The organism is Streptomyces specialis (assembly GCF_001493375.1).
Lineage (GTDB): Bacteria > Actinomycetota > Actinomycetes > Streptomycetales > Streptomycetaceae > Streptomyces > Streptomyces specialis.
On the sequence record NZ_LN929764.1, the window covers coordinates 12,622 to 27,669 of the forward strand.

General features: G+C 74.4%; 2 protein-coding genes and 2 pseudogenes. All 4 read left to right on the forward strand.

Annotation, left to right across the window (positions count from 1 at the left end; genetic code table 11):
* The first annotated feature begins 6 nt into the window (after window positions 1–6).
* A complete protein-coding gene (locus BN2279_RS04745; protein ID WP_407702187.1) occupies window positions 7–8,919 on the forward strand; it encodes a type I polyketide synthase in 8,913 nt (2,970 codons plus the stop codon).
* A gap of 114 nt (window positions 8,920–9,033) precedes the next feature.
* A pseudogene (locus tag BN2279_RS04750) lies at window positions 9,034–14,520 on the forward strand (type I polyketide synthase); the annotation flags it as partial.
* Window positions 14,516–14,656, forward strand: a pseudogene (locus BN2279_RS31675) (beta-ketoacyl synthase N-terminal-like domain-containing protein); the annotation flags it as partial. The pseudogenes BN2279_RS04750 and BN2279_RS31675, both read left to right, overlap by 5 nt.
* Before the next feature lie 92 nt (window positions 14,657–14,748).
* A complete protein-coding gene (locus BN2279_RS04755) occupies window positions 14,749–15,036 on the forward strand; it encodes a hypothetical protein (protein WP_159037066.1) in 288 nt (95 codons plus the stop codon).
* Window positions 15,037–15,048 lie beyond the last annotated feature (12 nt).

Sequence of the window (15,048 nt, forward strand, 5' to 3'; positions counted from 1 at the left end):
GGCCCGATGAGGAACCGATCACGAATGACTGACGACAGCAAGCTCCGCGACTACCTCAAGCGTGCCACTGTCGATCTGCGGCAGGTGCGTCAGCGTCTGCGGGACGCGGAGAGCCGTAACCACGAGCCGATCGCGATCGTCGGCATGAGCTGCCGCTTCCCGGGCGGGGTCACGACGCCCGAGGAGTTGTGGCGTCTGGTCGCCGAGGGCCGGGACGCGATCTCCGGCTTCCCGACCGACCGGGGCTGGGACCTCGACGCGCTCTTCGCGGATCCCGAGGCACCGGGCACGAGTTACGCCCGTGAGGGCGGATTCCTCCACGACGCCGCCGAGTTCGACCCGGCCTTCTTCGGTGTCGGTCCACGCGAAGCACTGGCAATGGACCCGCAGCAGCGGTTGTTGCTGGAGGCGGCGTGGGAGTCGGTCGAGCGGGCGGCGATCGCGCCGACCGCGTTGCGGGGCACCCGGACGGGTGTGTTCGTGGGCGTGATGTACCACGACTACGTGTCACGCCTTCCCCGGCGGCCCGACGCCCTGGAGGGGTACATCGGCACGGGGAACTCCGGCAGTGTCGCCTCCGGCCGGATCGCCTACACCCTCGGCCTCGAAGGGCCGGCCGTCACCATCGACACGGCCTGCTCGGCCTCACTCGTCGCGATCCACCTCGCGGTGCAGGCGCTGCGGCAGAACGAGTGCGAACTCGCCCTGGCCGGTGGGGTGACGGTAATGGCGTCACCGAGCACCTTCATCGAGTTCAGCCGTCAGCGCGGACTTGCCCCGGATGGACGGTGTAAGGCGTTCGCGGAGGCGGCGGACGGAACCGGCTGGTCCGAGGGCGTCGGCATACTGCTCGTGGAACGTCTCGCGGACGCCCGCCGCAACGGGCATCCGGTGCTGGCCGTCATCCGGGGTTCGGCCGTCAACCAGGACGGCGCGTCCAACGGCCTCACCGCGCCCAACGGCCCGTCGCAGCAGCGCGTGATCCGCCAGGCCCTGGCCAACGCTCGCCTCACCGCGGCCGATATCGATGCCGTCGAGGCACACGGCACCGGTACCGCGCTCGGCGACCCGATCGAGGCGCAGGCGCTGCTGGCCACCTACGGACAGGAGCGTCCGGAGGAACAGCCCTTGTGGCTGGGCTCGTTGAAGTCGAACCTCGGGCATACCCAGGCCGCCGCCGGAGTCGGTGGTGTCATCAAGATGGTGATGGCCCTCCACAACGGCCTGCTGCCGCGCACGTTGCACGTCAACGAGCCGACGCCGCACGTCGATTGGGAGTCCGGCGCGGTCCGGCTGCTGACCGAACCCGTCCCCTGGCCGGAGGCGGGCGACGAACGGCCGCGTCGTGCCGCGGTGTCCGCGTTCGGCGTCAGCGGCACCAACGCTCATCTGGTCCTGGAGCAGCCCTTGGAGCGGCTTTCCGAACGGCCTGCGGCGCGGACACCGGAACGGCCGGAACGGGCACGGGGGCCGGAGGACGGCCAAGGGGCCGAGTCGCGGCCGGACATCGCCGACGAGGCGGCGGGGGAGGCCCGCCGACCGCTGCCGATCGTCCCATGGGTGCTGTCCGCCCGGGACGAGGACGCGCTCGCCGCCCAGGCCGGCCGGTTGCGGGAGCACTTGGCCGGGAATCCGGATCTCGACCCCGTCGACGTCGGGTTCTCCCTCGCCACGACGCGGTCCGCGTTCCAGCACCGCGCCGTGCTGTTCGTTCCGCCCGGCCCTGTTCCCGCGTCCGGCCCGGCGGATGCGCCCGGTCTGCCGGAACTGGCCGGCGGGTCCCCGGTGTCGGGTGCCGCGACCCTGGTCAGGGGCGCTGCCGAGAACGCCGCCGCACGTCAGGTCGCGTTCGTGTTTCCCGGGCAGGGCTCGCAGTGGCCGGGCATGGCGCTGCGGCTCCTGGACGACTCACCGGTGTTCCGCGACCGGCTGCACGCCTGTGCCGACGCGCTCACCCCGTATGTGGATTGGTCGTTGCCCGACGTGCTGCGGCAAGTGCCGGGCGCGCCGGGGCTGGACCGGGTGGATGTGGTGCAACCGGTCCTGTTCGCCGTCATGGTGTCCCTGGCCGAGCTGTGGCGTCATCATGGTGTCCATCCGGCCGCCGTCGCGGGTCACAGTCAGGGCGAGATCGCCGCCGCCTGCGTGGCGGGCGCGCTCTCTCTGGACGACGCGGCCCGGGTGGTCGCTCTGCGCAGCCGGGCCCTGATCGCGCTGGCCGGGCAGGGCGGCATGATGTCGGTCGCCCTGTCGCCCGAGCTGCTCGCTCCGCGCCTGGAGCCGTGGGGGGACCGGCTCTCCGTCGCTGCGGTCAACAGCCCCGCCTCGGTGGTGCTTTCCGGCGATCCCGACGCGCTGCGCCGGCTCCGCGACGAGCTGGCAGCCGACGAGGTGCGGGCCCGGCTCATCGCCGTCGACTACGCGTCGCACGGACCGCACGTCGAGGCGGTGCGTGACCGGGTCCTCGCCGACCTGGCGGGCATCGCGCCGCGTTCCGCCCCGGATGTGCTGTTCTACTCCGCGGTCACCGGGGGGCCGTTGGACACCACGGAGTTGGACGCCGACTACTGGTACCGGAATCTGCGGCGGACGGTCCGGTTCGAGGAGGTCACCCGGGCGCTGGTCGGTGACGGGCATGGCGCGCTCATCGAGATGAGTCCGCACCCGGTGCTGACCGTCGGTCTGCAGGAGACGTTGCACGCGATGGGCAGTTCGGCCGCCGCGCTGGGCACCCTGCGCCGGGACGAGGGCGGGCTGGACCGGTTCCTGCGGTCGGCGGCCGAGGCCCATGTGCACGGTGTGGAAGTCGACTGGAGCGCGGTGTTCGCGGGAACGGGCGCCCGCGTGGTGGCGTTGCCGACCTACCCGTTCCAGCGGCGGCGGTTCTGGCTGGACGCGCCGCCGGCCGCGGGGGATGCGGCCGGTCTGGGGCTGGGGGCGGCCCAACACCCCATGCTGGGAGCGGTCGTCACACCGGCGGACGCGGACGGCCTGCTGCTGTCCGGGCACTTGTCGGCGCGGACCCACCCGTGGCTCGCGGATCACGTGGTGCTGGACACGCTGATCCTGCCGGGCACCGCCTTCGTCGAACTGGCCGTCCAGGCGGGCGATCACGTCGGCTGCGAACGGCTGGAGGAGCTGACGCACCAGGCGCCGTTCGTCCTCCCGGGTCACGGCCAGGGCGGTGGGGTCGCCGTGCAGGTGTCGGTCGGTGCGGCCGACGCGGCGGGGCGGCGCGCGTTGGGCGTCTGGTCGCGTCCGGACGACGCGTTGCCGGACGCCGCCTGGACCTGCCACGGAACGGGCGTCCTGGCCCCCGGCGACGCGGAAACGGGCGGAGTGGCTCAGGCGGCGGAGCCGGAGGCGTTCACCGCGTGGCCGCCACCCGGCACGACGCCGCTGGACCTCACCGGCTTCTACGACCGGCTCGCGGAGCGGTCGTTCGACTACGGCCCGGCCTTCCGTGGGTTGCGGGCCGCATGGCGGCGCGGTGACGAGGTGTTCGCCGAAGTCGCCCTGCCGCAGGGGGTGGACCCGGCCGGTTTCGCCCTGCACCCCGCGCTGCTCGACGCGGCGCTGCACGCCGTCGGGTTCGGGCCGCTCGGTGATGCCCCGGACGGCCGGCTCGCGTTCGCCTGGGAGGACGTGTGCCTGCACGCCTCCGGCGCGACGGAGTTGCGGGTCAGGATTGCGGCGACCGGGCAGGACCGGGTGGCGGTGACGGCCGCCGACGTGACGGGCCGCGCGGTGCTGTCCGTGTCAGCCCTGACGTTCCGCTCGACGGCGCCCGAGGATCTGCGGGGCCCGGGCGCCGCGCGGCACGAGGCGCTGTACCGCGTCGACTGGACGCCGCTACGGCTGGACGCCACCGCGTCCGGCCCCCAGGACGCGCGCCGCTGGGCCGTTCTGACCGCCCCTGGCGATCAGGACGGTCCGCGAACGGCGGCGCGTGCGCTGCGCGCCCCGTCGTATCCCGATGTGGCGGCGCTGGCGGAGGCCGTCACCGCGTCGGGGACCACCCCGCCCGACGCGGTGATGGCTGAACTACCGCGCACGCACGGCGAGATCGACAGGGACGACAGCGGCAGGAACGGGGAGGGCGGCGGTGGTCCGCAGTCCGTGCGCGACACGGCCGCGCGGGCGCTCACCCTGGTCCGCGCCTGGCTCGCGGACGAACGGCTCGCGGCGTCCCGCCTGGTCCTGCTGACACGTGGCGCGACACCGCCCAACGCGGCGGCCGGGGGCGGCGATCTGGGGCACGCGGCCGTGTGGGGCCTGGTCCGCTCCGCGCAGACCGAACACCCGGACCGGCTCGTCCTCATCGACCTGGATGCACGGAACGACGACGGTGGCGCGTATGACGCCCTACCTGCGGCCGTCGCCACCGGCGAACCCCAACTCGCCCTCCGCGACGGCGATGACGGCGCCCCGCAGATGCTGGTGCCGCGCCTGGCGCACGTCCCCGCCGACGAACCCGGGGCGCCGACCGATGCGGTGCCAACGACGACACCACCGCTCGACCCGGACGGAACGGTGCTGATCACCGGCGGCACGGGAGCTCTCGGGCGCCTCGTGGCCCGTCATCTCGTCACCGCGCACGGCGTCCGCCACCTGCTCCTGACCAGTCGCCGGGGCCCGGACGCCGAGGGCGCGGACGCGTTGCGCGCGGAACTCGCCGCGCTGGGCACCGAGGTCACCGTCGCCGCCTGCGACGCCACCGAACGCGCGGCGCTGGCCGACACATTGAGCGGCATCCCGGCGGAGCGGCCCCTGACCGCGGTGGTGCACGCCGCGGCCGTGGTCGACGGGGGCCTCGTCGCGCCCCTCACCGCCGGCCAACTCGACCGCGTGCTGCGCGCCAAGGCCGACGCCGCGTGGCACCTGCACGAGTTGACCCGCCACCTGAACCTGTCGGCGTTCGTGCTGTTCTCGTCCCTCGCCGGGGTCGTGGGCGGCGCCGGACAAGGCGCGTACGCGGCGGGCAACGCGTGCCTCGACGCTCTCGCCCACCACCGGGCCGCCGCGGGGCTGCCCGCCGTGTCCCTCGCGTGGGGCGTGTGGGCCGAGCGGGGTGAGCAGACCCACCTGGCGGCAACCGACCTGGCCCGGATGGGCCGTTCGGGCATCGTCCCGCTGCCGGTGGACGAGGCGCTGGCGTTGTTCGACACGGCGCTGACCGCATCCGCGACCGACCCGGCCCTGGTGCCCGTCCGTCTCGACCCGGCCGCGCTGCGCGCCCGTTCCGACGCGGCGGGCGGGCCGCCCGCGCTGCTGCGGGGGTTGGTCCGTACGCCCGGGCGCCGCACGGTGGCCCGCTCCACGGCGGGCGACGGACGCGCCGACGCCGAGGCGAAGCGCCTGGCCGCCCTGCCTCCGGGTGAACTGCGCGATCACCTGCTGGATCTGGTCCGCACACACGTCGCCGCGATCCTCGGCCACGACACGCCGGACGCCACGGCCCGCACCATCGCGCCCGAACGAGCCTTCCGGGAGCTGGGCTTCGACTCGCTCGCCGCGATGGAGCTGCGGAACCGGATCGGCGCGGCGACGGCGCTCCGACTGCCGCCGACCGTCGTCTTCGACCACCCGACGCCCGCCGCTCTCGCCGCGCATCTGGCAACGGAGGTCGGCGGCCCGGGCGGTGACCTATCGGGCACCGAAGCAACGACAACGGCCGGGGAGCGGCGAACCGTTGACGACCCGATCGCGATCATCGGCATGGCCTGCCGTTTCCCCGGCGACGCGGACAGCCCCGAGGCGCTGTGGCGGTTGCTCGCCGACGGCCGGGAAGCCATCACCCCGTTCCCCGCCGACCGGGGATGGGATCTCGACGCGTTGTACGACCCCGCCCCGGGCACCCCGGGCCGCTGCTCGGTCCGCGAAGGGGGATTCCTGTACGGCGCGGGCGACTTCGACCCCGAGCCGTTCCGTATCTCGCCGCGTGAGGCCCTCGCCATGGACCCGCAGCAACGGCTGCTGCTGGAGGTCACCTGGGAGGCCGTCGAACGTGCCGGTATCGCTCCGACCGCGCTGCGCGCCACCCCGACCGGGGTGTTCGCCGGCACCAACGGCCAGGACTACGCGGCCGGTTCCGCTCAGTCGGGCGGGGACGACGACCGGGACGGGGTCGACGAGGGGCATCTGCTGACGGCCAACTCGGCGGCCGTGCTCTCCGGACGGATCGCGTACACGCTGGGTCTCGAAGGGCCCGCGATGACGGTGGACACGGCCTGCTCGTCGTCCCTCGTCGCGCTCCATCTGGCCGCGCAGGCGCTGCGGCGCGGTGAATGCGGCCTGGCTCTCGCGGGCGGGGTGACGGTGATGGCCACTCCGGGCGCGCTCATCGGGTTCAGCCGCCAGCGCGGGCTGTCCCCGGACGGCCGGTGCCGCGCTTTCGCCGCCGACGCCGACGGAACCGGACTGTCCGAGGGCGCCGGGATGTTGCTGCTGGAACGGCTGTCCGACGCCCGCCGCAACGGTCACCCGGTGCTCGCCGTGGTGCGCGGTTCGGCCGTCAACCAGGACGGCGCGTCCAACGGCATGACCGCGCCCAACGGCCCCGCCCAGCAGCGCGTCATCCGCCAGGCCCTCGCCAACGCCGGTCTCTCGCCTGCCGACATCGACGCGGTCGAGGCGCACGGCACCGGTACCCGGCTCGGGGATCCGATCGAGGCCGAGGCGCTGCTCGCGACCTACGGCCAGGACCGGCCCGCCGAACGCCCGCTGTGGCTGGGCTCGGTGAAGTCGAACCTCGGCCACACCCAGGCCGCCGCCGGGGTCGCCGGAATCATGAAGATGGTGCTGGCCCTCGGGCACGGGGAGTTGCCCCCCACCCTGCACGCCGGGGAGCCGTCCCCGCACGTCGACTGGGACTCCGGCCCGGTGAAGCTGCTGACGACACCACGGCCCTGGCCCGGACCGGAGACGAACGGATCGCCGCGCCGCGCCGGGGTGTCGTCGTTCGGGGTGAGCGGCACCAACGCCCACGTCATCATCGAGCAGGCCCCCGAACTTCCGGCTCCGCAGCGGCACTCCGGCACCGGCGACACGCCCGCGCCCCCCTCCGGAGCCGTGCCGTGGGTGCTGTCCGCGATGACGCCCGGCGCGCTGCGCGCCCAAGCTGCACGGCTGCACGCGCATCTCGCCACCGAGGTGCCGGGGCGGCCCGCGGTCGACATCGGCCACGCCCTGGCCACCACGCGGGCCGCGCTGCCGCACCGCGCCGCCGTTGTCGCCGCCGACCGTGACCAGCTCCTGGCCGGGCTCACCGCCCTCGCCCGGAGCGAGACACCGCCCGGCACCTTCACCGGAACGGCGGCGCCGGACGGGCGCGTCGCGTTCGTCTTCGCCGGCCAGGGCGGCCAGCGCACCGGCATGGGCGCCGAGCTGCACACCGCGCACCCCGTGTTCGCCGAGGCGTTCGACGAGGTCTGCGCCGCGCTGGACCCGTATCTGGACAGTGAACGACCCCTGCGCGATCTGGTGTTCGGGGACAGCGGTGGTGACAGCGGCACCGGTCAACGCGACGGCGGACCGCTGCACGACACGGGCTGGGCGCAGCCCGCGCTGTTCGCCCTCGAAATCGCGCTGTTCCGGCTGCTGGACTCGTGGGGGGTGCGCCCGTCGCTGCTCACCGGCCACTCCATCGGTGAACTGGCCGCGGTCCACGCCGCCGGAGCCCTTCAACTCCCGGACGCCGCCCGCCTCGTGGCGGCCCGGGGACGCCTCATGCGGGCGCTGCCGCCCGGTGGGGCGATGGTCGCCGTGCGGGCCGCCGAGGCCGACGTGCTGCCGCTGCTGGCCGGGCACGAGGACCGGGTGGGCATCGCGGCGGTCAACGGCCCCACGTCGGTGGTGCTTTCGGGCGAGGCGGAAACGGTCGCGGCGCTCGCCGCCCGCTTCCCCCGCGCCAAACGGCTCGCCGTGTCGCACGCGTTCCACTCGCCGCTGATGGACCCGATGCTCGCGGAGTTCCGCGCTGTCGCCACCGGGCTCACGTTCACCGAACCCCGCGTGCCCATCGTCTCCACCGTCACCGGCGGACAACTGACCGCCGCCGAACTGGCCGACCCCGACCACTGGGTGCGGCACACCCGGCAGACCGTCCGGTTCGCCGACGCGCTCGGCGCGGTCGCCGCCCGGTCCGTCGCGGCCTGCGTCGAACTCGGCCCGGACGGCACGCTCAGCTCCCTCGCCCGGGAAGTGCTGGGTGGGGACGTGGCCACCGTCCCCATGCTGCGTCCCGGTCGCCCCGAGGACCACTGCGCGACGGCGGCCCTCGCCCGGCTCCACATAGCCGGCGCGCACGTGGACTGGCCGCGGTACTTCGCGGAGCGCGGCAGCACCGCGACACATGTCGCCCTGCCCACCTACGCGTTCGACCACAAGACTTACTGGCTCGCCCCAACCGGGCCCGCCGCGGCGGGAACGCTCGGCGCCGGTCCCGCCGACCCGGCGGAGTCGGAGTTCTGGGAGTCTGTCGAACGGGCCGATGTGGCGGCGCTCACCGAACAACTCGACGTGCCCGGTGACACCCCGCTCGACGCGCTGCTTCCCGCCCTCTCCGACTGGCGGCGGCGGCAACGCGACCGCTCCACCGTCGACGCCCTGCGCTACCACGCCGTGTGGCGCCCCATCACGGGCGGCACCAACACCCCCGTGCTGCACGGAACATGGGTCATGGTGACACCGGACGGCAGCGGCCACGACACGGCAGCCGCCGACGCGGTGGCGGCGGCGCTCACCGCCCACGGCGCCGGCATCGTGCGGCTCACCGCCGCACGCGACGACACCCCCGCGACCCTGGCCGAGCGGCTGCGGCAGCACACCGCCGACACCGAAGTCCCCGGCGTGCTCTCGCTGCTCGCCCTGGACGAATCCGACCGGTTCCTCCTCCGCGGGAGCGCGAGATGCGTATAGGAGGCAGCCGCGGGGCTCGCGCTCACCACGGCCCTCGCCCGCGCACTCGACGGCACGCCCACCCGGCTATGGTGCGTCACACGCGGCGCCGTCACCATCGGCCGCTCGGACCGCGTGACCAGCCCGCGCCAGGCCATGACCTGGGGACTCGGCCGTTCCCTGGCTCTGGAACTACCCGCGGTGTGGGGCGGGTTGATCGACGTGCCGGAGGACCGCGAGCTGACCGGACGGGCCGCGGGCCGGCTCGCCGCCGCGCTGAGCGGCACCACCGGCGAAGACCAGATCGCCCTGCGCTCCTCCGCCACCTACGGCCGCAGGCTGGTGCGCGCACCGCGCGTCGCGCACCACCTCGGCCGCCGGGAGTGGCGCCCGCGCGGCACCGTCCTCATCACCGGCGGCACGGGCGCCCTCGGCGCTCGCGTCGCCCGCCTGCTGGCCAACAACGGCGCCCAGCACCTCATCCTGACGAGCCGACAGGGCACGAACGCGACGGGAGCCGGTGAACTGGCCGCCACCATCGAAGCGTTGGGTGCCCGCGTCACCATCACCGCCTGCGACGTGTCCGACCGCGACGCGCTCGCGGCCCTCCTCGACCGCGCCGACGGACTCACCGCGGTGGTACACGCGGCCGGCGCACCCCAGTTCAGCCCCGTCCGCGAGACCGGCCCGGACGAACTGGCCGCCGTGATCGGCGCCAAGGTCGCCGGGGCGGCGCACCTGGACGAACTGCTGGCCGACCGGCCGCTGGACGCGTTCGTCCTGTTCTCCTCCGTCGCCGGAGTGTGGGGCAGCGGCAACCAGGCGGCGTACGCCGCCGCCAACGCCTACCTCGACGCGCTCGCCGAACACCGGCGCGCACGCGGCCTGTCCGCCACCGCCGTCGCCTGGGGCCCGTGGGCCGACGGCGGTATGGCCGGCGGCGACGGCGCCGAGGCACCCCTGCGGCGCCGGGGCCTGCCCGCCATGCCGCCGGACACCGCGCTCGCCGCCCTGCGACAGGCTCTCGACCACGACGAGACGACAGTGACCGTCGCCGACGTCGACTGGACCCGGTTCGCGCCCTCGTTCCCCATCGCCCGGCCGAGTCCGCTGCGGGCCGACCTCCCCGCGCCCGCCACACGATCCGGGCGGCCGGACACCCACACCCCCGGCCGGGGACACCCGGAGGAGGCGACGGAGGAGTCGGCCGCCCTGCGCGAACGGCTCGCGGCGCTCCCCCAGCCGGCCCGCGACCGCGCGCTCCTCGATCTGGTGCGCGCCGGGGTCGCCGCCGTCCTCGGGCACCGCGACGCCCAAGCCGTCGCCCCGGCACGGGCGTTCCAGGAACTCGGCTTCGACTCCCTCACCGCTGTCGAACTGCGCGACCGGCTGACCGCCGCGACCGGCCTGACCCTGCCCACCACCCTCGTCTTCGACCACCCCAACGCCGCCGCTCTCGCCACCCACCTCTCCACCCGCACCGGCGACGACGCGCCCCCGCCGGGAGACGTCACCGCCCGCGCGACGGGCGCGGCCCCCACAGCGGCGCCCGCCGACGAGCCGTTGGCAATCGTCGCGATGAGCTGCCGCTTCCCCGGCGGAGTCCGCACCCCCGACGACCTGTGGCACCTGCTCGCCTCCGGCGCCGACGCCGTGACCGGGTTCCCCACCGACCGGGGCTGGGACCTCGACGCGCTCCACCACCCCGACCCCGAACACCCCGGCACCACCTACGTCACCGAGGGCGGATTCCTCCACGACGCGGGCGAGTTCGACGCCGCGTTCTTCGGGATCTCGCCCCGCGAGGCGCTCGCCATGGACCCGCAACAGCGGCTCCTGCTGGAGACCGCGTGGGAGACACTGGAGCGCGCCCGCCTCAACCCGGCCGACCTGCGCGGCAGTACGACCGGAGTCTTCGTCGGCTCCGGCCACCAGGGCTACGGAGCCGGGCTCGACACGCTGCCCGAAGGCGTCGAGGGCCATCTCCTGACCGGCAGTTCCAGCAGCGTCATGTCCGGCCGCATCGCCTACGCCCTCGGCCTCGAAGGCCCGGCCGTGACCATCGACACCGCCTGCTCCTCCTCCCTGGTCGCGCTCCACCTGGCGGCCCAGGCGCTCCGCCAGGGCGAATGCGCCATGGCCCTGGTCGGCGGCGCCTGCGTCATGTCGAGCCCCAACGCCTTCGTGGAGTTCAGCCGCCAGCGCGGCCTGGCACCCGACGGACGGTGCAAGCCGTTCGCCGCGGCGGCCGACGGCACCGGCTGGGGCGGGGGCGTCGGCATGCTGCTGCTGGAACGGCTCTCCGACGCCCTGCGCGACGGACACCCCGTGCTCGCCGTGGTGCGCGGTTCGGCCGTGAACCAGGACGGCGCCAGCAACGGCCTCACCGCGCCCAACGGCCCCGCCCAGCAGCGCGTCATCCGCCAGGCCCTCGCCAACGCCCGTCTCACGGCGGCCGATGTGGACGTGGTCGAGGCCCACCGCACGGGCACCGCGCTCGGCGACCCCATCGAGGCGCGGGCCCTGCTCGCCACCTACGGCCAGGACCGCCCGGACGAACGCCCTCTGTGGCTCGGCTCCTTGAAGTCCAACATCGGACACACCCAGGCGGCGGCCGGCGTCGCCGGAGTCATCAAGATGGTCCTCGCGCTGCGGAACGGACACCTTCCGCACACCCTCCACGTGGACGAACCCACGCCGCACGCCGACTGGACCTCCGGCGCGGTCCGGCTGCTGACCGAGCCCGTCCACTGGCCCGAAGGCCAACGGCCGCGCCGCGCCGCCGTCCCCGCGTTCGGCGTCAGCGGCACCAACAGCCACGTCATCATCGAAGAGGCACCCACCTGGACCCCCGTCCCCGCGCGGGGCGACGCGGCCGACCCGGGCACGCCGCAACCCGTCGTCGCCTGGCCGGTGTCGGGCTCGGACGCACCCGCACTCCGCGCACAGGCCCGGCGATTGCTGGCCCCCGCCCGCACCCACCCCGACCAGCAATCCGCCGACCTCGCGCACGCCCTCGCCCGCACCCGCACGGCACTGCACCACCGCGCCGTCGTCATCAGTCGCGACCGCGCCGGACTCCTCACCGGGCTGGACGCGTTGACGGCGGAACGGACCGGCGGCACGCCCTCCGGAGTGGTGCGCGGGACCGCCAACGGCGGGCGGATCGCACTGCTGTTCTCCGGGCAGGGCAGCCAGCGGGCGGGCATGGGACGCGTCCTGCGCGCAACGCACCCGGCGTTCGCCGACGCCTTCGACGAGGCGTGCGCCCACTTCGACACCCACCTGGAACGCCCCCTGCGGGACGCCGTGTTCGGCGACGACCAAGCCGTCCTCGACCAGACGCTCACCACACAGCCCGCCCTCTTCGCGATCGAGGTGGCGCTGTTCCGTCTCTTCACCTCATGGGGCGTCCAGCCCGATCTGCTCGCCGGCCACTCCATCGGGGAACTGGCCGCCGCCCACGCGGCGGGCGTGCTCCGCCTCCCCGACGCCGTCGCGATCGTCGCCGCCCGCGCCCGGCTGATGCCGCAACTGCCCGCCGACAAGGGCACGATGATCGCCGTCGAGGCGTCCGAGGCCGACCCCGCGCCCCTCCTCGCCGCCCACGCCGACACGGTGGCCATCGCCGCCGTCAACGGCCCGGCGTCCGTGGTGATCTCCGGCGCCGAAGACACCGTGACCCCGATCGCGCAGCTCCTCGCCGCCCAGGGACGGCGCGTGAAGCGGCTGCCCGTCTCGCACGCGTTCCACTCACCGCTGATGGAACCCATCCTGGACGAACTCCGCGCCCTGCTGCGCCACATCCCCTTCCACGCCCCGACCGTCCCCCTCGTGTCCACGGTCACCGGACGCCCGGCCACCGCGGCGGACCCCCGCGCCCCCGAGCACTGGATCAGGCCCGCCCGCCACACCGTTCGTTTCCACGACGCCGTCCGCGCCCTCGCGGCCGAGCGCGTGACGACGCTCCTGGAGCTGGGGCCGGGAGCCGTGCTCCCCGCCATGGCCGAAGAAGCCCTGGACGACCAGACACCCGCCGTCACCGCGCTCGCCACGCTGCGCCCCGACCGCCCGGAGGACGAGTCCGTCCTCACCGCGCTCGCCGCCCTCCACGTACGGGGACTCCCGTGCGACCTCGGACAAGCCCTTCCCCCCACCGCCCCGCACGGCCACGAGTCGGCGCTGTTCGTCACGCAACTCCTCCAGGCCATGGGCGACATCGGCATGAACGCCCGGCTGTGGTGCGTCACGCGCGGCGCCGTCTCCACCGGCCCCACAGACTCCCTGCATCACCCGGACGGCGCCCTCCTCTGGGGACTCGGCCGCGCCGCCGCCCTCGAAGAATCCCAGCGCTGGGGCGGCTTGATCGACCTGCCCGCCCCACGGCCCGACGCCGGAGCCAACACCGAGGCGCACACCGTGAATCCGCGCGTTCTCGGCCGCCTCGCCGCAGCGCTCGCCAACGGCGACACCGGGGACGACCAGTACGCGATCCGCGACGCCGGCGTGTTCGTACCGCGCCTGACCCGCGCCCGTGCCCGGACCACGCCCCGGCCGGTGGACCCGGACGGCGGATGGCGCCCCCACGGCACCGTGCTCATCACCGGCGGAACCGGCGCGCTCGGCGCCCACGCGGCCCGCTGGCTCGCCGACCAGGGCGCCGAACATCTGGTCCTCACCAGCAGGCGAGGCGCCACCGCGCCCGGCACCGCCGAACTCCGGACCGATCTCGAACAGCGCGGCGCCCGCGTCACCATCGCCGCCTGCGACATCGCCGACCGCGACGACCTCGCCCGGCTCCTCGCCGACCTCGGCCAGAAAGACGCCCCGACCGCCGTCGTCCACGCCGCCGGACTGCCCCAGTTCACGCCGCTCCGCGACACCAGCCCCGCCCAACTGGCCGCCGTGCTCGCCGCGAAGGCCACCGGCGCCGCCCACCTGGACCAACTCCTCGGCGACCAGCCGCTGGACGCGTTCATCATGTTCTCGTCCGTCGCCGGCGTCTGGGGCAGCGGCAACCAGGCGGCCTACTCGGCCGCCAACGCCTACCTCGACGCGCTCGCCCACCACCGACGCGCCCGTGGCCTGCGCGCCACCTCGCTCGCCTGGGGACCCTGGGCCGACGGCGGCATGGCAACCGACCACGCCGGAGCCGAAGAACACCTCCGGCGGCGCGGACTCAACACCCTCGCGCCCGCCCTGGCGATCACCGCGCTCCGCGACGCCCTCGACCAGGACGAAACCACCGAGATCGTCGCGGACATCGACTGGGCCCGCTTCGCCCCCGCTTTCACCCTGAGCCGTCCCAGCCCGCTCCTCGACGGCCTCCCCGACGTCCGCGCCGCGCTCACCCCCAGCACGAACGGCGACGGAACAGGCACGACAACCCCGGCCACCGACCACGAAGCAGCCCAACTGACCGAACAGCTCGCACGGATGACCCAGGCCGAACAGCACGAGACGCTCCTCGGCATCGTCCGCACCGAAGCCGCCGCAGCCCTCGGGCACCCCGAGGCCGACGCGATCGACCCCGAACGCGCCTTCCGCGACCTGGGATTCGACTCCCTCACCGCCGTCGAACTCCGCAACCGTCTTGCCACCACGACCGGCCTGCGGCTCCCCCCGCGAGGCGCTCGCCATGGACCCGCAACAGCGGCTCCTGCTGGAGACCGCGTGGGAGACACTGGAGCGCGCCCGCCTCAACCCGGCCGACCTGCGCGGCAGTACGACCGGAGTCTTCGTCGGCAAGATAGACAACTATGAGATGATGTGGATGTGAGGCATTGCTTATTTGGTTTTTTCAAGCGGAGGACGGCATTCGTGTTTCCTGCCTGGCTCGTGGGCTCGGAAATGTGTATAAGGGACAGCCACCTGCGCGCCCGGCTCGCGCCCCACACCGCCGACACACCACCCGGCCCCGACCACCCGACCGAGGCGGAGGAGAACGACATCCGCCGCGTCCTTGCGGCGATCCCCATCCGGCGCCTGAAGGAGGCCGGAATCATGCCCGCTCTGCTCCGGCTCGCGGACCCCGCACCCCGGCCGAACCGCTCCGACACCGAGGTCGACGCGGACTCCATCGCCGCGATGGACGTCGACGCACTCGTCCAACTCGCCCTCGGCGACAGCGAATCCTGAAGCACGCCCGAA